17 protein-coding genes and 1 other annotated feature are annotated in these 19,365 nt (G+C 48.8%); of the genes, 1 reads left to right on the top strand and 16 read right to left on the bottom strand.

Features of this window, described 5'->3' with window-relative positions; translation table 11 throughout:
* Window positions 1-10: 10 nt before the first annotated feature.
* Window positions 11-640, bottom strand: coding sequence for a 50S ribosomal protein L3 (gene rplC, locus EDM52_RS16865; protein WP_122910127.1), 630 nt, complete (start codon window positions 638-640; stop codon window positions 11-13).
* Between the two features lie 146 nt (window positions 641-786).
* Complete coding sequence (rpsJ, locus tag EDM52_RS16860) at window positions 787-1,095, bottom strand: 30S ribosomal protein S10 (protein ID WP_005828858.1); 309 nt, start codon at window positions 1,093-1,095, stop codon at window positions 787-789.
* A 353-nt stretch (window positions 1,096-1,448) separates the two neighbouring features.
* Here rpsJ and EDM52_RS16850 point away from each other — a divergent pair, with 353 nt between their 5' ends.
* Window positions 1,449-1,838, top strand: a complete 390-nt coding sequence (locus EDM52_RS16850; RefSeq protein WP_122910125.1) for a globin domain-containing protein — start codon at window positions 1,449-1,451, stop codon at window positions 1,836-1,838.
* Between the two features lie 29 nt (window positions 1,839-1,867).
* Here EDM52_RS16850 and EDM52_RS16845 read toward each other — a convergent pair whose 3' ends face one another.
* The 14 genes from EDM52_RS16845 to nusG all read right to left on the bottom strand — a co-directional run bounded on the left by EDM52_RS16845 (window position 1,868) and on the right by nusG (window position 19,353).
* Window positions 1,868-2,794, bottom strand: coding sequence for a DMT family transporter (locus EDM52_RS16845; RefSeq protein ID WP_122910124.1), 927 nt, complete (start codon window positions 2,792-2,794; stop codon window positions 1,868-1,870).
* 163 nt (window positions 2,795-2,957) lie between these two features.
* Window positions 2,958-4,148 carry an elongation factor Tu gene (gene tuf / locus EDM52_RS16840; protein ID WP_122910123.1) on the bottom strand — a complete coding sequence of 397 codons (1,191 nt, stop codon included), beginning with the start codon at window positions 4,146-4,148 and terminating at the stop codon, window positions 2,958-2,960.
* Between the two features lie 120 nt (window positions 4,149-4,268).
* Window positions 4,269-6,347, bottom strand: coding sequence for an elongation factor G (gene fusA, locus EDM52_RS16835; RefSeq protein WP_122910122.1), 2,079 nt, complete (start codon window positions 6,345-6,347; stop codon window positions 4,269-4,271).
* A gap of 69 nt (window positions 6,348-6,416) precedes the next feature.
* The gene (gene rpsG / locus EDM52_RS16830) at window positions 6,417-6,887 is read right to left on the bottom strand and encodes a 30S ribosomal protein S7 (protein ID WP_122910121.1); all 471 of its coding nucleotides are present in this window, start codon (window positions 6,885-6,887) and stop codon (window positions 6,417-6,419) included.
* Window positions 6,888-6,940: 53 nt separating this feature from the next.
* A complete protein-coding gene (gene rpsL, locus EDM52_RS16825; RefSeq protein WP_122910120.1) occupies window positions 6,941-7,384 on the bottom strand; it encodes a 30S ribosomal protein S12 in 444 nt (147 codons plus the stop codon).
* Window positions 7,385-7,506: 122 nt separating this feature from the next.
* Window positions 7,507-7,761, bottom strand: coding sequence for a 50S ribosomal protein L7ae-like protein (locus EDM52_RS16820; RefSeq protein ID WP_122910119.1), 255 nt, complete (start codon window positions 7,759-7,761; stop codon window positions 7,507-7,509).
* A 136-nt stretch (window positions 7,762-7,897) separates the two neighbouring features.
* Window positions 7,898-11,521 (bottom strand): DNA-directed RNA polymerase subunit beta', encoded by a 3,624-nt coding sequence (rpoC, locus tag EDM52_RS16815; protein ID WP_122910118.1) that lies wholly within the window; start codon window positions 11,519-11,521, stop codon window positions 7,898-7,900.
* A 29-nt stretch (window positions 11,522-11,550) separates the two neighbouring features.
* A complete protein-coding gene (rpoB, locus tag EDM52_RS16810) occupies window positions 11,551-15,090 on the bottom strand; it encodes a DNA-directed RNA polymerase subunit beta (protein ID WP_122910117.1) in 3,540 nt (1,179 codons plus the stop codon).
* Window positions 15,091-15,397: 307 nt separating this feature from the next.
* Window positions 15,398-15,994 (bottom strand): class I SAM-dependent methyltransferase, encoded by a 597-nt coding sequence (locus tag EDM52_RS16805; protein ID WP_122910116.1) that lies wholly within the window; start codon window positions 15,992-15,994, stop codon window positions 15,398-15,400.
* A gap of 261 nt (window positions 15,995-16,255) precedes the next feature.
* Window positions 16,256-16,618 carry a 50S ribosomal protein L7/L12 gene (gene rplL / locus EDM52_RS16800; protein WP_122910115.1) on the bottom strand — a complete coding sequence of 121 codons (363 nt, stop codon included), beginning with the start codon at window positions 16,616-16,618 and terminating at the stop codon, window positions 16,256-16,258.
* Between the two features lie 58 nt (window positions 16,619-16,676).
* On the bottom strand, window positions 16,677-17,192 hold the full coding sequence (rplJ, locus tag EDM52_RS16795) for a 50S ribosomal protein L10 (RefSeq protein WP_122910114.1): 516 nt from the start codon (window positions 17,190-17,192) through the stop codon (window positions 16,677-16,679).
* A 24-nt stretch (window positions 17,193-17,216) separates the two neighbouring features.
* Window positions 17,217-17,379, bottom strand: a sequence feature (ribosomal protein L10 leader region).
* 47 nt (window positions 17,380-17,426) lie between these two features.
* Complete coding sequence (rplA, locus tag EDM52_RS16790) at window positions 17,427-18,110, bottom strand: 50S ribosomal protein L1 (protein ID WP_122910113.1); 684 nt, start codon at window positions 18,108-18,110, stop codon at window positions 17,427-17,429.
* An 88-nt stretch (window positions 18,111-18,198) separates the two neighbouring features.
* The gene (gene rplK / locus EDM52_RS16785; RefSeq protein WP_005828886.1) at window positions 18,199-18,624 is read right to left on the bottom strand and encodes a 50S ribosomal protein L11; all 426 of its coding nucleotides are present in this window, start codon (window positions 18,622-18,624) and stop codon (window positions 18,199-18,201) included.
* Between the two features lie 192 nt (window positions 18,625-18,816).
* The gene (nusG, locus tag EDM52_RS16780) at window positions 18,817-19,353 is read right to left on the bottom strand and encodes a transcription termination/antitermination protein NusG (protein WP_023558756.1); all 537 of its coding nucleotides are present in this window, start codon (window positions 19,351-19,353) and stop codon (window positions 18,817-18,819) included.
* Window positions 19,354-19,365: the final 12 nt, after the last annotated feature.

Here is a 19,365-nt window from a genome sequence, read left to right as displayed (position 1 = left end):
CCTTTCCTTACTAGTTCTTCTTGACTGCCGTCGAAACCAGTACGCAACTGTTTTTCGGTCCTGGTATGGAGCCTTTAACGAGAATCAGATTGCGATCTGCGATGACTTTTACTACTTCCAGGTTTTGAATGGTAACATTGTCGCCACCCATTTGACCTGGCAGTGTTTGGCCTTTGAATACGCGAGCTGCATCGACAGAACCCAGGGAACCTGGACCGCGATGGTAACGCGAACCGTGAGCCATTGGACCGCGGGATTGATTGTGACGTTTGATCGATCCTTGGAATCCTTTACCCTTGGTTACACCAGCTACGTCTACGATATCTCCCTCAGCGAAAATATCTGCTTTCAACTCTTGACCTACCTCGAAGTCTCCGAGGTTCACACCGCGAATTTCGCGAACGAAGCGCTTAGGTGCAGTGTTAGCTTTCGCTGCATGGCCTTTTTCCGGCTTGTTAGCGCGCTGTTCTTTTTTATCTTCAAAGCCGATTTGAATTGCTTCGTAACCGTCATTCTCCAGATCTTTCTTTTGGAGAACTACGTTAGAACCAGCTTCGATGACCGTTACAGCGATCGCTGTTCCGTTCGGACCAAAAACTTGAGTCATTCCAAGTTTTTTACCTAAGATTCCTTTGGTCATTTGTGCCACCTCCTGTACATATTTCACAAAAACAGTATTGTTGTATCAAGTCCCTACCGATGCGCAGGGGTGCCATTTCAGGGGTTTGTTGCTTGTGGTAACACGCTCATCAAGACAACGGCTGCGCGTGTATCGCGTTTGGGACTTTACAGTTTGATCTCGATATCTACACCAGATGGCAGATCCAGACGCATCAAAGCATCTACTGTTTGTGGTGTAGGGTTCAAGATGTCGATCAAACGTTTGTGTGTACGCATCTCGAATTGCTCGCGAGAATCTTTGTACTTGTGCACCGCGCGCAGGATTGTGTAAACTGCTTTTTCCGTAGGAAGCGGGATTGGACCGGATACATTTGCACCGGAACGCTTAGCAGTGTCTACAATTTTTTCTGCAGACTGATCGAGGATTTTGTGATCATACGCTTTCAAACGAATACGAATCTTTTGCTTTGCCATTTGAGTCCCTCCTTTTTCGCCCATTTTCTAAACAGACATTTCTCCGTGGAAATATCCTGCACCCCGGTCATGGCAAAGGGGCCGGGTGTGTCAGCAACCTCCCACATCATCGCAAGTCCATGACCAACATTACATATTGTACTAAAATCTATTGGGCAACGCAAGTTTTTTCTGTGTTTCCCGCAATATTTTTGTACAAGCAAGTCTCGTTGCAAGACTCACCTTGCCTATAATACAGATTTAACTCTAGAAAGGCAAGCGGGATTCCCTGCCAACTCCTGGCCTTACCTTCCTATAATTGAAAGAACCCGTTATACTAGGATGGAATGTGTGAGTAAAGGAGGTCTTTACAGATGTCTGATTGGAGCAAAACACCTTATGAATTGATTGGTGGAGCAGAAGTACTGGCTCGCCTTGTTGATACCTTTTATGATCTGGTAAAGCAGCACCCGGATATTTCTCCGCTTTTTCCTGAGGATTTTACTGAAGTGAAGGAAAGGCAGTATCAGTTCCTTACACAGTTTCTCGGGGGCCCTACCTTGTATACCGAAAAGCATGGCCATCCGATGCTAAGAGCCCGCCACCTTCGCTTCCCTATTGGCACTGTCCAGGCAGAAGCATGGCTGGCTTGTATGAAGGAAGCGATGGATCGAACGGGGCTGGAAGGTGAAATTCGAGATCATATCTTTGATCGTCTTCGCATCACTGCGCATCATATGGTTAACCAGTGGGAGCAAGCGTAAGCAGAAACACAAAAGCGTAGGGGCGATCCCTACGCTTTTGTCGTCGATTCAACAGGTGAGCCGATAGCTGGCTGTGGTATTTTTTTTGACCCCAGATATACGCCCAGCACAATCATAAATAACGCAAGCAGATGTACCAGCTGCAACCGTTCACCCAGAAAGATCGCAGCAAACACCAAGCTGGCAAACGGCATGCCATTTAAAAAGATAGCCGTCCGGCTTGCTCCGAGCTGTCGTATGCCATAATTCCAGCCCAGCGTACCTAAAGCGGAAGAAAAGACGGCTGAAGCCAGGATGACCAGCCACTGAAATCCGCTAATATCGATATTCATATAATAAGAAACAGGTTGATCCACCAATGCCACCGACCAGAGAAATACCATGCCAAACACCTGGGCCAGTGCCGTGATCAACAATACAGGAACACCACGAATTACCAGCTTGCGAATCAACAGTCCGCCTGTAACATACATTAGCATGGAGAAAAACATAATGGCATCGCCCACGCCGTTCATCTGTACAGCACCATGCTGCGAGATGACAACAATCAAAACCCCCGAAAATCCAACCCCAATTCCCAAAGCCTTTCTCCAGGTCATCCCCTCTCCCAAAAACAGCATCGCAAGCAGTCCAGTTGCCAATGGATTGAGACCGAGAATGAGTGACCCGTTGCCAGCCGTAGTATACTGCACGCCAATCGTCATGGTGATTTGATGAAGCGCGATCGATGTCGCCCCCACTCCAGCTAGCAGTATCCAATCCACCTTGGAAAGTCGTAAACTCTTGTGGTACGCCGCAATAACCGGAAGAAAACAAGCAGCTGCAAGCGTCATGCGCAATGATGAGACAAATAATGGCGGAAATGTAGTCAAGTATTTGACCATTACAACATTAAGACCCCAGAAAGTGACCACAACGGCCAGCATAAGGAATAATAGGCCTTCTTTATTCTTCATATGTGTTATCCCCAATCCAAATCAATGTTGGTATTGTAGCACAACACGCTTGTCACCTGCTGTAGAATCATTTAGATCACAGTTATTGAAATAATCGATCAATCCAAGCATGAAAAAAAGACCCGACAACCATAAAGCTGTCGGGTCTCTCTTGTATAGGCAATTAAGCTTCGATGGAAGCTACTACGCCTGCACCTACTGTACGGCCACCTTCGCGGATCGCGAAACGAGTACCTTGTTCCATCGCTACTGGAGCGATCAGTTCAACGGTGAACTCAGTGTTGTCGCCAGGCATGATCATTTCAACGCCTTCTGGCAGTTGGATGATACCTGTAACGTCAGTTGTACGGAAGTAGAATTGTGGACGGTAGTTAGCAAAGAAAGGAGTGTGACGTCCGCCCTCTTCTTTGGACAAAACGTAAACTTCTGCTTTGAACTTGGTGTAAGGCTTAACGGAAGCTGGTTTCGCCAAGCATTGTCCACGCTCGATATCTTTACGCTCAACACCGCGCAGCAGGGCACCGATGTTGTCACCAGCTTGAGCGGAATCCAGCAATTTGCGGAACATCTCAACACCAGTTACAGTTGTAGTTTTTGTTTCTTCAGCGAGACCTACGATCTCTACTTGGTCACCAACTTTAACTACACCGCGCTCTACGCGACCAGTAGCAACAGTACCACGACCAGTAATGGTGAATACGTCCTCTACAGGCATCAGGAAAGGCTTGTCAGTTGCACGCTCAGGAGTTGGAATGTAGCTGTCAACAGCTTCCATCAGCTCAGCGATTTTCTTAGCCCACTCACCAGTTGGGTTATCCAAAGCTTCTTTAGCAGAACCTTTGATTACTGGAGTATCGTCACCTGGGAATTCGTATTGGGACAACAGGTCACGAATTTCCATTTCAACCAGTTCCAGCAACTCTTCATCGTCTACCATGTCGCATTTGTTCATGAATACTACGATGTAAGGTACGCCTACTTGTTTGGAGAGCAGGATGTGCTCGCGAGTTTGTGGCATTGGGCCATCAGCTGCGGATACAACCAGGATCGCTCCGTCCATTTGAGCAGCACCAGTAATCATGTTTTTCACATAGTCCGCGTGACCAGGGCAATCTACGTGAGCATAGTGACGGTTTTCAGTTTCGTACTCAACGTGTGCTGTGTTGATTGTGATACCGCGCTCTTTTTCTTCAGGAGCAGCATCGATCGCAGCGTAGTTCATAGCTTTTGCTTTACCTTGTTGTGCCAATACAGTTGTAATAGCAGCAGTCAGGGTAGTTTTACCATGGTCAACGTGACCGATAGTACCAATGTTAACGTGCGGTTTATTACGCTCAAATTTTTCTTTTGCCATGAGAGCTAAAGCCTCCTTAAATATAAGGGTTTTATAGTTTGTAGAAAGGTTTACCCTACCTCAGGTTTCCCTTCCATATTGTAAACCTTTCTGGTTTCCAAATAAAGTCGTGCACGGAAATTATTCGCCTTTGGATTTCTTGATGATCTCTTCAGCGATGAACTTCGGTACTTCTTCGTAATGGTCAATTTCCATAGAGTAGGTACCGCGACCTTGGGTACGGGAACGAAGTACAGTGGAGTAGCCGAACATCTCGGACAGTGGCACCATTGCACGGATCGCTTGTGCGTTTGCACGAGCTTCCATACCTTCGATGCGACCACGGCGGGAGTTCAGGTCACCCATTACGTCGCCCATGTACTCTTCAGGCATAACGACTTCTACTTTCATGATTGGCTCAAGAATGACAGCGCCGCATTTTTTCGCAGCTTCTTTCAAAGCGAGGGAACCTGCTACTTTAAACGCCATCTCGGAGGAGTCAACGTCATGGTAGCTACCGTCTACGATAGTAGCTTTGATATCGACCAGCGGGAAGCCGGCGATAACACCATTTTTCATTGCTTCTTCGATACCAGCTTGAACAGCCGGGATGTATTCTCTTGGTACTACACCACCGACGATTTTGTTCTCAAACTGGAAGCCTTGACCTGGTTCGAGCGGAGCAAACTCAACCCAAACGTGACCGTATTGACCACGACCACCGGATTGACGAACGAATTTACCTTCCACTTTCGCTTGACTGCGGAATGTCTCGCGATAAGCTACCTGTGGAGCACCTACGTTCGCTTCTACTTTGAACTCACGCTTCATGCGGTCAACAATGATCTCCAGGTGAAGCTCACCCATACCGGAAATGATCGTTTGACCGGTTTCTTCATCTGTATGGGTTCTGAACGTTGGATCCTCTTCAGACAGTTTGGACAGGGCGACACCCATCTTGTCTTGGTCTGCTTTGGATTTTGGTTCGATCGCGACGTGGATAACTGGCTCTGGGAATACCATGGACTCCAGGATTACAGGAGCCTTTTCATCACACAGAGTATCACCAGTTGTCGTATCTTTCAAACCTACTGCGGCAGCGATGTCACCGGAGTAAACCGTTTGGATTTCTTCGCGGTGGTTTGCGTGCATTTGCAGGATGCGGCCTACACGCTCGCGTTTGCCTTTCGTAGAGTTTAATACGTAGGAACCGGAGTTCAATACGCCAGAATACACGCGGAAGAAGGTCAGGCGGCCAACGTACGGGTCGGTCATGATCTTGAACGCAAGAGCGGAGAACGGACCGTTGTCGTCTGCTGGACGAGTCACTTCGTCCTCGGAGTCTGGCAAAGTACCTTTGATCGCAGGGATATCCACTGGAGATGGCAGGTACGCAACTACGTTATCCAGCATAGGCTGAACGCCTTTATTACGGTAAGAAGAACCGCACATTACCGGAACGAGTTTTACTCCAATTGTACCTTTACGCAGAGCTGCACGAATTTCATCGTTAGTCAGTTCTTCACCTTCCAGGTACTTCATCATCAGCTCTTCATCTTGTTCTGCAGCAGCCTCCACCAACGCCAGACGAAGCTCTTCGCATTTGTCTTTCAGGTCAGCAGGGATTTCTACAGCGTCGGATGTTTTACCCAGGTCATCCGTGTAGATGATCGCCTTCATCTCAATAAGGTCAACCATACCTTTGAACTGGTCTTCAGCACCGATTGGATATTGGATCGCAACAGGATTCGCGCCCAAGCGAGATTTGATCTGCTCCAAGCACATATCGAAGTTAGCACCGAGGATATCCATTTTGTTGATGTAGCAAAGACGCGGAACACCGTATTTGTCAGCTTGACGCCATACGGTTTCAGTCTGTGGCTCTACACCGCCTTTTGCGTCAAAAACGGTAACAGCACCGTCAAGAACGCGCAGGGAGCGCTCAACTTCAACAGTGAAGTCTACGTGTCCAGGCGTATCGATGATGTTGATTCGATGGCCTTTCCACTGAGCAGTAGTAGCAGCAGAAGTGATGGTGATACCGCGCTCTTGTTCTTGTTCCATCCAGTCCATGGTAGCCGCACCTTCGTGCGTCTCACCAATTTTGTGAACGCGACCGGTGTAGAACAGAATACGCTCAGTCGTGGTCGTCTTACCAGCATCAATGTGAGCCATGATACCGATATTACGCGTATTCGGCAAAGAGAACTCGCGAGCCATTAGGTGTGCTCCTTCCATACTCGAGTGTAAAAAGATAAGGGTGTCCAAAACAGACACCCGTTTTGGATTCTACCAACGATAGTGTGCAAACGCTTTGTTTGCTTCAGCCATTTTGTGCGTGTCTTCACGTTTTTTCACAGCTGCACCAGTGTTGTTAGCTGCATCCATGATTTCGTTAGCCAGACGTTGTTCCATCGTTTTCTCACCGCGGTTACGGGAGTAGTTCACCATCCAACGCAGACCAAGAGTGGTGCGGCGCTCTGGTTTTACTTCGATTGGAACTTGGTAGTTGGCACCACCTACACGGCGAGCTTTTACTTCCAGTACTGGCATTACGTTTTTCAGTGCTTCTTCAAACACTTCCATCGGATTGCGACCTGTGCGCTCCTGAATGATGTCAAATGCGTTGTAGAGGATATTTTGAGCTACACCGCGTTTACCATCCAACATCAGACGGTTAATCAGACGAGTAACCAGTTTGCTGTTGTGAATAGGATCAGGCAGCACGTCACGTCGAGCTACAGGACCTTTACGAGGCATCGTATTCCCTCCTTCTTTTCGATATAAATCTACGCCACTTCACAGGCGCTTTCTTATTTCTTTTTCGCAGCTGCAGCTGCTTGACCTGGCTTCGGACGTTTAGTACCGTATTTGGAACGACCTTGTTTACGGTTGTTCACACCAGCAGTGTCAAGTGCACCACGAACGATATGGTAGCGTACCCCTGGCAAGTCTCTTACACGACCGCCGCGCACCAGCACGACGCTATGCTCTTGCAGGTTGTGGCCGATACCACCGATGTAAGCTGTTACCTCGATTCCGTTAGTCAAACGCACACGAGCGTATTTACGCAACGCGGAGTTCGGTTTTTTCGGAGTCATGGTACCTACACGAGTGCAAACACCACGTTTTTGAGGAGAGCTTTGGTTGGTTTGGCTTTTCTTGAAGCTGTTGTACCCTTTTTGAAGAGCTGGGGACTTCGATTTCACAACCTTATCCTCGCGACCTTTACGCACCAATTGGTTAATTGTAGGCATGATGTTACCTCCCTTCTTAATACCCAATCTCAAGACCACAGATCCAGGTGAGTCATTTTGAGGTCAAATAGAAAGTTCTTGTCCAGTATTACGCAACGTGTAATAACCAAACAAAAACATCGTTAACCACTTTTTTTAATCGCGGCCGTTGCCGCTCCCACTTCGATCCCGCACGCCTTGCCTAATCGGCGCATGGAATCCACATGGATGACTGGCACACCCTTCTCTTTGCAAAGGAGCTCGACTTTTTGGGTCAAACGCCGATCAGCATCATTCGCGATATATACCGCTTCAACCTGTTGGTTTTCCACGGCTTTAATCGTTTGCTTGATTCCGATGGTTAACTCCTTGGCCCGCTCTACTTTTTCATAAGACATGATGATCATATCCTCCAAAGTACAGATGTCAGGCACACTTGAATATAATAGCAGGTAGGCTATTAGATGTCAATGCCCGTATACTAAAAAATTTAGTTAGGAAAACGTCCGCCATAAGACGGACGTTTTTCCTGGTTTACTCTACAGAAACGGCTTCTTGTTGCTCTTTTTCAGCTACTTCTGCTTCATAGTCAGCCACACTGGACACTTTGATATTGCGATAACGGTTCATACCAGTACCTGCTGGAACCAGTTTACCGATAATCACGTTCTCTTTCAGACCTAGCAGACGGTCTACCTTGCCTTTGATAGCAGCATCGGTCAGTACGCGAGTTGTTTCCTGGAAAGATGCTGCCGACAGGAAGGAGTCTGTCTCCAGGGACGCTTTTGTAATCCCCAAGAGAACCGGACGACCCACAGCTGGGCTTTTTCCTTCAAGAAGTACTTTCGTGTTCGCTTGCTCAAATTCTGGAACTTCCACATAAGAGCCAGGCAACAGGTCAGTATCTCCACTGTCAATAACTCGCAGCTTGCGAAGCATCTGACGGATCATTACTTCGACGTGCTTGTCATTAATTTCCACACCCTGCATACGGTACACTTTTTGCACCTCTTGCAAAATGTAGTTGGATACACCGCGCATGCCGCGAACCTTCAGCATTTCTTTCGGGTCAACGGAACCTTCCGTGAGCTCATCCCCTGCATTCAGCTTCGTACCAACAGATACCTTGATACGTGCACCGTATGGAGCAGCGTACACTTTGTTTTCCGCTTCGCCTTGTACTTCGATTTCACGACGGTCTTTTACTTCACGAATGTCGACGACTTCCCCGTCGATTTCAGAAATAACCGCTTGACCTTTCGGATTGCGCGCTTCGAACAACTCCTGAATACGCGGCAAACCTTGGGTAATATCGTCTCCGGCAACCCCACCGGTATGGAACGTACGCATGGTCAGCTGTGTTCCAGGTTCCCCGATGGACTGAGCCGCGATAATTCCTACCGCTTCGCCCACTTCCACTTCGGCACCTGTTGCCAGGTTACGACCGTAGCACAGTTTGCAGACTCCATGAGGAGTGCGGCAAGCCAGTACGTTGCGAATATATACTTCTGTGATGCCTTCTTTTTCGATATACTCGGCAACCTCTTCCGAGATTTCCTCGTTGCGACCCACGATAACTTCTTTTGTTACCGGATGGCGCAGAGTCTCAAAGCATGTACGGCCGACAAGTCGATCTGACAGCTTTTCAATCTCTTCCTTACCATCTTTGATCGCCGAAACACGAATACCTTTGTCGGTTCCGCAATCTTTTTCGCGAACGATCACGTCTTGGGCAACGTCTACCAGACGACGAGTCAGATAACCCGAGTCCGCTGTACGCAGCGCCGTATCGGCGAGACCTTTACGCGCACCATGCGTGGAGATAAAGTACTCCAATACGGTCAGACCTTCACGGAAGTTGGATTTGATCGGCAACTCGATGATTCGTCCGGACGGGTTGGCCATCAGACCGCGCATACCAGCCAACTGAGTAATCTGGGATACGTTACCACGGGCACCGGAGTTCGCCATCATGAAGATTGCGTTGAACTTATCCATCGACTTCATCAGGACTTCGGTTACTTCATCCTTGGCTTTTGACCAGATGGAGATTACGCGGTCATAGCGCTCGTCTTCAGTGATCAAACCGCGACGGAACTGCGTCATGACAGTCGCAACCTTTTGGTCAGCTTCATCAAGAATTTCTTTCTTCTTCTCAGGCACCACGATGTCCGCTACGGCAATCGTAATACCTGCTTTTGTGGAGTACGTAAAGCCCAGTTCCTTGATCTTGTCAAGAATCATGGAGGTTTTCATCGTACCGAAGCGACGGAAGCACTCGGAGATGATCGTACCCAGGAAGCCTTTTTTCACTGCGCCGCTATCCGGGAGATTCTTGATGAACTCCTTCACATCGACGCCTTTATCAAAAATGAAGTACTGGTCTGGCACCATGTTTTGCAGATTGCTCTTGGTCGGTTCGTTAATGAACGGCAAATCCGCAGGGAAAATTTCATTGAAAATCACTTTACCTGCAGTGGTAACCAGTAGTGCTTCCTCTTGTTTCTCAGTGAAGCTGGTTTTGCTCAGGCGCTTAGCCGGCAATGCGATACGCGTATGCAGGCTGATAAAGCCTTGTTGATATGCCGCAATCGCATCATGCGGATCACGATAAACGGTACCTTCCCCTTTTTCGCCTTCGCGCTCCAGTGTCAGGTAGTACGAACCAAGTACCATGTCCTGAGATGGAGTAACGACCGGCTTACCATCTTTCGGGTTCAGGATGTTTTGAGCTGCCAGCATGAGGATGCGAGCTTCTGCTTGCGCCTCAGCAGACAACGGAACGTGAACAGCCATCTGGTCCCCGTCGAAGTCCGCGTTGTAAGCGGTACATACGAGTGGGTGCAGACGAATCGCACGACCTTCCACCAATACAGGTTCAAAAGCCTGGATACCCAGACGGTGCAAGGTGGGGGCGCGGTTCAAGAGCACTGGATGCTCACGAATCACGTCTTCGAGTACGTCCCAAACCTCTGGTTGAACGCGCTCGACCTTGCGTTTTGCGCTCTTGATGTTGTGAGCGAGTCCTTTGGAGACCAGCTCTTTCATCACGAACGGCTTGAACAGCTCCAATGCCATTTCCTTCGGCAAACCGCACTGATACATTTTCAGGTTCGGTCCGACAACGATAACGGAACGACCGGAGTAGTCAACGCGTTTACCCAAGAGGTTTTGACGGAAACGACCTTGCTTACCTTTCAGCATGTGGCTGAGAGATTTCAACGGACGGTTCCCTGGGCCAGTTACCGGACGACCACGGCGTCCGTTATCGATCAACGCATCGACAGCTTCCTGCAGCATGCGTTTTTCGTTTTGTACGATAATGTCAGGAGCACCCAGCTCCAGGAGACGCTTCAAACGGTTGTTCCGGTTGATCACGCGACGATACAGGTCGTTCAGGTCGGAGGTAGCGAAACGTCCACCATCCAGCTGAACCATCGGGCGAAGCTCCGGTGGAATAACCGGCAGTACATCCAGCACCATCCAGTCAGGGTGGTTGCCGGAGTTGCGGAATGCCTCCAGCACTTCAAGGCGCTTGATCGCGCGATTGCGACGCTGTCCTTGAGCTGTTTTCAGGTCTTCCTTCAGCGTTTCCACGTCTTTGTCCAAATCGATTTCAGCCAGCAGACGCTTGATCGCTTCTGCACCCATCATCGCTTGGAAAGAATGTCCGTATTTCTCACGATAATTGCGATACTCTTTTTCGGAGAGCAGCTGCTTCTTATCGAGCGGGGTATCACCTGGATCCGTGACTACATAAGATGCAAAATAAATCACTTCTTCCAGGGAACGCGGGGACATGTCGAGAACCAAGCCCATACGGCTAGGAATCCCTTTGAAGTACCAGATGTGAGAGACTGGGGCAGCCAGTTCAATATGCCCCATCCGCTCACGGCGTACTTTGGCGCGAGTCACTTCCACGCCACAACGATCGCACACGACACCTTTATAACGAACGCGCTTGTATTTTCCGCAATGGCACTCCCAGTCCTTGGTTGGTCCAAAGATGCGTTCGCAGAACAAGCCGTCTTTTTCCGGTTTCAATGTACGGTAGTTGATCGTCTCCGGCTTCTTCACTTCCCCGAAAGACCACGAACGGATCTTATCGGGGGAAGCCAAGCCGATCTTCATATATTCGAAGTTGTTCACGTCTATCACAGGGCGTTACCTCCCTTTGTACCGGAATCTTACTCTGCTTCCGAGCTTCCACCTTCAAGCACGAGGTTCAGCTTTTCGCCATTGCCCTCATCCTCGTCTTCCATTTCTCGCATTTCAATCTCCTGCTCGTCACCGGACAGGATTTTCACGTCCATACCCAAGCTTTGCAGTTCCTTGATCAATACCTTGAACGACTCTGGAACGCCTGGCTCCGGTACGTTTTCTCCCTTGACGATCGCTTCGTACGTCTTCACGCGACCGACCACATCATCCGACTTGACGGTGAGGATCTCCTGCAAGGTGTAGGCTGCACCGTAAGCTTCCAATGCCCAAACCTCCATCTCCCCGAAACGCTGTCCGCCAAATTGAGCTTTACCACCCAATGGCTGCTGGGTAACGAGAGAGTATGGTCCGGTAGAACGGGCATGAATCTTGTCGTCTACCAAGTGAGCCAGTTTCAGCATGTATACGCACCCGACTGTTACACGACGATCAAACGGTTCACCTGTACGACCATCGTACAGGATGGTTTTACCGTCGCGGTCCAAGCCGGCTTCTTCCAAGGTTTCAAATACTTCGTGCTGACGCGCTCCGTCGAATACCGGCGTAGCGACGTGGATACCCAGAAGCTTAGCCGCCATACCGAGGTGAGTCTCCAATACCTGACCAATGTTCATACGAGAAGGTACGCCCAATGGGTTGAGTACGATCTCTACTGGAGAACCATCTGGCAGGAATGGCATATCTTCCTCAGGCATGATACGGGCAATAACCCCTTTGTTACCGTGGCGTCCCGCCATTTTGTCACCCACGGAGATTTTCCGTTTTTGGGCGATGTAGACACGGACGAGTTGGTTGACGCCCGGAGGCAATTCATCGCCGTTTTCACGTGTGAACACCTTGACGTCTACGATGATTCCGGAACCACCATGAGGTACACGCAGAGAAGTATCGCGAACCTCGCGAGCTTTCTCACCGAAAATCGCATGGAGGAGACGTTCTTCTGCTGTCAGTTCAGTCACACCTTTAGGCGTCACTTTACCCACCAGAATGTCGCCGTCCTGGATCTCCGCACCTACGCGAACAATCCCACGTTCGTCCAGATTTTTCAGAGCGTCTTCACCCACGTTCGGAATATCACGTGTGATTTCTTCCGGACCGAGCTTGGTATCGCGAGCTTCAGACTCGTACTCTTCAATATGGATAGACGTGTACACGTCATCCTTCACCAGTTTTTCACTCAGCAAAATCGCATCTTCGTAGTTGTACCCTTCATAGGTCATAAACGCGACAATCACGTTGCGTCCGAGAGCCAATTCGCCCTTTTCTGTGGACGGACCGTCACCAACGATATCTCCTTTTTCAATCCAATCACCGCGATTCACGATCGGGCGTTGGTTGACGCAAGTACCTTGGTTGGAACGGATAAACTTGTGCAATTTGTACTTGTCGAGATCACCAGCAACTTGCTTGCCGTCGATCTCTTTGTAACGACGGATCCAAATTTCGCGAGCTGTTACACGTTCAACTTGACCAGGATGCTTCGCCACGATCGCGACTCCAGAGTCTTGTGCTGCTTTGTGCTCCATACCGGTACCGACAAACGGTGCCTGCGGAATCAAAAGCGGAACAGCCTGCCGCTGCATGTTGGAACCCATCAACGCGCGGTTTGCGTCATCGTTCTCGAGGAACGGGATGAGCGCAGTCGCGACAGAAACAACCTGTTTCGGCGATACGTCCATGAAGTCTACCTTATCGCGTGGAACGCTCAGGATTTCACCTTTGCGTCGGCAAATAACCATGTCATTGACGAAACGACCGTCATCATCGAGTGGTTGGTTCGCCTGTGCGACGTTGAAGACATCCTCTTCGTCCGCAGTCAGGTAGCTGATGTCAGTAAGAACAAATCCTGTTTCCGGATCGACTTTACGGCGAGGTGTTTCGATAAAGCCGTAATCGTTGATTCGCGCAAACGAAGACAGGGAGTTAATCAAACCAATGTTTGGACCCTCCGGCGTCTCAATCGGACACATGCGGCCATAGTGGGAATGGTGAACGTCACGCACTTCAAAGCCGGCGCGCTCACGCGTCAAACCACCAGGACCGAGTGCGGAGAGGCGACGCTTGTGCGTCAGCTCAGCCAACGGGTTGGTCTGATCCATAAACTGAGACAGCTGCGAGCTACCAAAGAACTCCTTCAGTGAAGCAATCACCGGACGGATGTTAATAAGAGCTTGCGGTGTGATTTGATTCTGGTCTTGGATGGACATACGCTCGCGAACCACGCGCTCCATACGGGACAAACCGATACGGAACTGGTTTTGCAAGAGCTCACCCACAGAACGCAGACGACGGTTGCCCAAGTGGTCAATATCGTCAGTCGTTCCTACACCGTGCAGGAGATTCATGAAATAGTTGATTGCCGCCACGATATCTGCAGGCGTAATGTGTTTGATCGATTTTTCCACATTCCCGTTACCGATCACTTTGATGACTTTTCCGTCCTCAATCGGGGAGAATATGTTAATCGATTGCAGGTGAATCGTATCTTCTTCGAGAACTCCACCATGCGTACGAACATCAATAAAACCAACGTTCTCTTCCAGTGCATTCACAATACGGTCCAGCACACGGCGATCAATCACTTGACCAGCATCAGCGAGAATCTCACCTGTAGCGGTATCAACCAATGTTTCAGCAAGACGCTGATTGTAGAGGCGATTTTTCAAATGAAGCTTTTTGTTCATTTTATAACGACCTACAGAAGCCAGGTCGTAACGCTTCGGATCAAAGAAACGCGAGACCAATAGACTTTTCGCATTGTCTACAGTCGGCGGCTCACCCGGACGCAGGCGCTCGTAGATTTCGATCAGCGCTTTTTCCGTAGAGTCGGTGTTGTCTTTTTCCAGCGTATTCTTGATGTACTCATCTTCACCCAGCAAATTGAGGATCTCAATGTCAGAGCCAAAGCCCAGTGCACGCAAAAGAACCGTTACCGGGATTTTACGCGTACGGTCGATGCGGACATAGATCACGTCTTTCGCATCTGTCTCCAGCTCCAGCCACGCACCCCTGTTCGGAATGACAGTAGCAGTAAACGTCTGCTTACCGTTTTTGTCCACTTTTGTGTTGTAATATACACTGGGGGAACGAACAAGCTGGCTGACAATAACGCGCTCAGCCCCATTAATAATGAAGGTTCCCGTTTCAGTCATGAGCGGGAAATCCCCCATGAAGACTTCTTGCTCCTTCACTTCTCCCGTCTCTTTGTTCAACAAACGTACCTTCACACGCAGAGGCGCCGCATAGGTGACGTCACGTTCTTTCGACTCGTCAACGTCATACTTCGGCTCTCCCAAGCTGTAGTCAATGAACTCCAGCACGAGATTGCCCGTAAAGTCCTGGATCGGTGAAATGTCCTGGAACATCTCACGCAGTCCCTCATCGAGGAACCATTGGTAGGACTTCTGCTGAATCTCGATGAGATTTGGAAGGCCCAGCACTTCGTTAATACGTGAATACGTACGACGCTGGCGATGTCGGCCACTTTGAATCACTTTACCTGCCAACTTATTCACCCCTCAGGTTGTGTTTTCACACATAGAAACTCGGCATTCGGCAACCTAACAAGCAGACGAATACCTAAAAATGAAAAATGGGTTAAATCAGCAATACCATTTTTAACCCAGAGAAACTCTATTTTAATAGAATTCCCATGTTTTTACTCGCGCATTCCTCTTTTTAGCAAAACGCGAGAAAGTGCTTGACAGAAAGGGAATTGCTGAAAAATAGACATTTATCCCATATTGACATTTTATAATACTATCATAATGGAATATTCGCGTCAAGAAAACTTTTCTAAAGTTTTGTCCTTGACTATTTCACTGCGCGGAAAATGGAATAGCCTTTCTCACGATCCACTTCGTCTACTTGCCGGTAGGTCTCCTGCAATTTCTTCAAAGCTGACGGAGCGCCCTGCTTTTTCTGAATGACCACCCACATTTCTCCGCCATCAGCTAGCAGCTCGTATCCCTCTGTAAAAATGCGGTGGACAATTTCCTTACCGGCTCGAATCGGTGGATTGGTCAGAATCACATCAAACGATTCATTCTGCACCGCGCTGTAGACATCGCTGACACGAATCTCTACATTACGAATTCCATTTCGCTCAGCATTGCGACGTGCCAAATCTGCTGCTCGCTCGTTGACATCGATCATCGTCACCTTGCCCTCATCCGCAAGCTTGGCTGCTGTCAACCCAATGGGACCGTAACCACATCCCACATCCAGCACGCGTGCTTGTTTGGGTATTTCCATATTCTCGATGAGCAAAAGACTGCCGAAATCAACACGATCCCGCGAAAAGACACCCGCATCCGTAGTGAAATGAAATTCATGTCCTCGCAAATCAAAAGTGAAATGCTGTTCATCATGCGCAGCGCCCGGCTTATTGGTGTAGTAGTGATCTGCCATGTAAATTCCACCTTCTCTCATCGATAAGAAAACCTCTGTCGCAGCCTATTAGAGGTAGGTTGGTTTATTTTGTGCCGGAAAACGAAAATACCTAAGGCTCTCATCCCCCTCGACAACAGAACCAACAATGATCGAACCCCTGCAGGAAAAGCTTCTCCTATCAAGCCCTCTCGAAGAAGCTGGTCATTTCTCTTCGAGGGGGACCTTTCCTACAGAAAAACCCCCTGCCAAGGCAAGGGGATTTCCATATGGGAAGCTAACTTACTTCACTTCTACAGATGCGCCAGCTTCTTCGAGTTTTGCTTTGAGAGCTTCTGCTTCGTCTTTGGAAACGCCCTCTTTGAGTGTTTTTGGTGCGTTGTCTACCAGGTCTTTTGCTTCTTTCAGACCCAGACCAGTCAGTTCGCGAACAACTTTGATTACGTTGATTTTGGAAGCGCCACCGCTTACCAGTGTTACGTTGAACTCAGTTTGCTCAGCAGCAGCTTCAGCAGCGCCACCAGCAACAACAGCTACAGGAGCTGCAGCAGTTACACCGAATTCGTCTTCGATTGCTTTTACCAGGTCGTTCAGTTCGAGAACGGACATGCCTTTAATGGCTTCCAAGATTTGCTCTTTGCTCATTTTTAAATCCTCCATTCAAGGAATAGGTTTAGTTTTCGTTCGTTAGATGATCAGGCGATTACGCGCCTTGACCTTCTTTTTGCTCGGCCACTGCTTTGACTGCCAATGCAACGTTGCGCATAGGAGCTTGCAGGACGGAGAGAAGCATGGACAGGAGACCTTCGCGGGAAGGGAGGGAAGCCAGTGCTTGGATTTGATCAGCACCTACAACTTTACCTTCGATTACGCCGCCTTTGATTTCCAGCTTATCGTTTTTCTTCGCGAAATCAGCAATGATCTTCGCTGGAGCGATAACATCGTCTTTGGAGAACGCCAGAGCGTTTGGTCCAGTCAGATATTGATCCAGTTCAGTCAGGCTTTCTTTCTCAGTAGCCAGGCGAGTCAGGGAGTTTTTCAACACCTGGAACTCAACACCCGCTTCACGCAATTGCTTACGCAGTTCGGTTACTTGTGCTACTGTCAGACCACGGTAGTCAGCCACCACTGTAGTTTGGCTTTCACGCAGTTTGGATGCGATATCGTTGATCGCCTGTACTTTCTCTTCACGAATAACGGTTGGACGAATTTCTGCCATTGTTTACACCTCCCGTGCTCTATCTCGAAAAAAGGAAAATGCCCTCGCAGACTCACGAGGGCATAATGCTCTATCGTAAAAGGAAGGTTTCCATTCCTCTTTCGTACATTACACGCCTCGGAGGGATATTAAGCTTCGCTCTCGCAAGCGTCGCACCTTCTGTCTACGGCATAGCATATTCATTTCATCAACAGGCACTATCTTAACAACTTCCACTAGGGAAGTCAAGCGTCATTATTTTACAGCAACGCGTACACCAGGTCCCATAGTGGAGCTGATGGTTACGTTTCTCATGTAAACACCTTTTGCAGCTGCTGGCTTCGCACGGTTCAGTGCTTCAGTCAGTGCAGCCAGGTTTTCAGCCAGCTTGTCAGCATCGAAAGATACTTTACCGATCGGAGCGTGGATGTTACCTGCTTTGTCTACACGGTACTCAATTTTACCAGCTTTGATTTCGTTAACCGCTTTGGTTACATCAAAGGTAACAGTACCGGTTTTAGGGTTTGGCATGAGGCCTTTTGGACCGAGTACACGACCCAATTTACCTACTTCACCCATCATGTCAGGAGTAGCTACGATAACGTCAAACTCGAACCAGCCACCCTGGATTTTAGCGATCATGTCTGCATCGCCTACGTAGTCTGCGCCTGCTGCTTCCGCATCCTTCGCTTTTTCGCCTTTCGCGAATACGAGAACGCGTTGTACTTTACCAGTACCGTGCGGCAATACAACAGCACCACGGATTTGTTGGTCAGCACGCTTAGGGTCTACGCCCAAACGGAATGCTGCTTCAACAGTTTCATCAAATTTGGCGGAAGCTGCTTTTTTAACCAGCTCTACACCTTCAGATACTTCGTATACTTTGTTCTTATCAATCAGCTTTACAGCCTCTTGATACTTTTTACCTTGTTTCGCCATGTTTTAAATCTCCCTTCAATGTGGTCGTAGCGGTTAATCCTCCCACAGACAGGGGGCACAACGTCTGTGCCCCCTTGCACCAAGACAATTAGTCTTCGATTACGATACCCATAGAACGAGCTGTACCTTCAACCATGCGCATAGCCGCTTCCACGGATGCTGCGTTCAGGTCAGGGCGCTTCAGTTCTGCAATTTCACGAACTTTATCACGTTTCAGCGTAGCAACTTTTGTTTTGTTTGGTACGCCAGAACCGGACTCGATACCAGCAGCTTTCTTCAACAGAACTGCAGCTGGAGGAGTTTTGGTGATAAAAGTGAAAGAGCGGTCTTCAAATACGGTGATTTCCACCGGAATGATCATACCAACTTCGCTCTCTGTACGAGCGTTGAATTCTTTACAGAATCCCATGATGTTTACACCAGCTTGACCGAGAGCCGGACCAACTGGAGGTGCAGGATTCGCTTTACCTGCTGGGATTTGCAATTTAATTACGCGGATAACCTTCTTAGCCACGTAAGACACCTCCTTACTTCACATGTGGTTATTACGGGGGAATGCCCCCTCCCACCGTTTGGTGAAAGCCTCGTTTATGTAAACGAAAACTTCCGATCTATAGTGAGAGTGCAAGAAACCCCAAATATTGTTGTGGGATTGTTAAAACAACATGAAATGTATCACATAGCGTCATACTTTTCAAGCTGAATCCTAATCCAATTTTTGAACTTGTGTAAAGTCTAGCTCCACCGGCGTTTCACGTCCAAAAATGTCCACCAAAACGCGGACCTTTTGTCTGTCCGGGTGAATCTCGATAATCTCCCCGGTGCGATTGGAGAAAGGACCATCTGTGACGCGCACCATATCTCGGAGAGCAAAATCGACTTTGATCTTGGGAATCTCGATTCCCATTTGCTTGAGAATCGTATCGGCCTCTTCAGGACGTAGCGCTGTCGGCTTAGAGCCAGCGCCCGTGGATCCGACAAAGCCGGTAACCCCAGGAGTGTTGCGCACGACATACCAAGAGTCGTCCGTCATCACCATTTCAACAAGAACGTATCCAGGAAACACTTTCTTCGTAACGGTGCGCTTTTTCCCGTCCTTGGTCTCTACCTCTTCTTCAGTAGGAACCAGAACGCGAAAGATCTTGTCTTCCATGCCCATCGATTCGACGCGCTTCTCTAGATTCGTTTTTACCTTGTTTTCGTAACCTGAGTACGTATGAACGACATACCATGCTTTTTCCATATCCAACAGGAC

Origin of the sequence: Brevibacillus invocatus (assembly GCF_003710915.1) — a bacterium.
Taxonomy (GTDB): Bacteria; Bacillota; Bacilli; order Brevibacillales; family Brevibacillaceae; genus Brevibacillus; species Brevibacillus invocatus.
The sequence above is the reverse complement of the archived record's forward strand: the minus strand, read 5'-3'. Positions and strand labels throughout refer to the sequence as shown.

What these genes read in the sequence shown, in the direction of transcription:
- rplC (WP_122910127.1), bottom strand. Translation starts at nt 640, where the DNA reads ATGACCAAAGGAATCTTAGGTAAAAAACTTGGAATGACTCAAGTTTTT.
- rpsJ (WP_005828858.1), bottom strand. Translation starts at nt 1,095, where the DNA reads ATGGCAAAGCAAAAGATTCGTATTCGTTTGAAAGCGTATGATCACAAA.
- EDM52_RS16850 (WP_122910125.1), top strand. Translation starts at nt 1,449, where the DNA reads ATGTCTGATTGGAGCAAAACACCTTATGAATTGATTGGTGGAGCAGAA.
- EDM52_RS16845 (WP_122910124.1), bottom strand. Translation starts at nt 2,794, where the DNA reads ATGAAGAATAAAGAAGGCCTATTATTCCTTATGCTGGCCGTTGTGGTC.
- tuf (WP_122910123.1), bottom strand. Translation starts at nt 4,148, where the DNA reads ATGGCAAAAGAAAAATTTGAGCGTAATAAACCGCACGTTAACATTGGT.
- fusA (WP_122910122.1), bottom strand. Translation starts at nt 6,347, where the DNA reads ATGGCTCGCGAGTTCTCTTTGCCGAATACGCGTAATATCGGTATCATG.
- rpsG (WP_122910121.1), bottom strand. Translation starts at nt 6,887, where the DNA reads ATGCCTCGTAAAGGTCCTGTAGCTCGACGTGACGTGCTGCCTGATCCT.
- rpsL (WP_122910120.1), bottom strand. Translation starts at nt 7,384, where the DNA reads ATGCCTACAATTAACCAATTGGTGCGTAAAGGTCGCGAGGATAAGGTT.
- EDM52_RS16820 (WP_122910119.1), bottom strand. Translation starts at nt 7,761, where the DNA reads ATGTCTTATGAAAAAGTAGAGCGGGCCAAGGAGTTAACCATCGGAATC.
- EDM52_RS16805 (WP_122910116.1), bottom strand. Translation starts at nt 15,994, where the DNA reads ATGGCAGATCACTACTACACCAATAAGCCGGGCGCTGCGCATGATGAA.
- rplL (WP_122910115.1), bottom strand. Translation starts at nt 16,618, where the DNA reads ATGAGCAAAGAGCAAATCTTGGAAGCCATTAAAGGCATGTCCGTTCTC.
- rplJ (WP_122910114.1), bottom strand. Translation starts at nt 17,192, where the DNA reads ATGGCAGAAATTCGTCCAACCGTTATTCGTGAAGAGAAAGTACAGGCG.
- rplA (WP_122910113.1), bottom strand. Translation starts at nt 18,110, where the DNA reads ATGGCGAAACAAGGTAAAAAGTATCAAGAGGCTGTAAAGCTGATTGAT.
- nusG (WP_023558756.1), bottom strand. Translation starts at nt 19,353, where the DNA reads ATGGAAAAAGCATGGTATGTCGTTCATACGTACTCAGGTTACGAAAAC.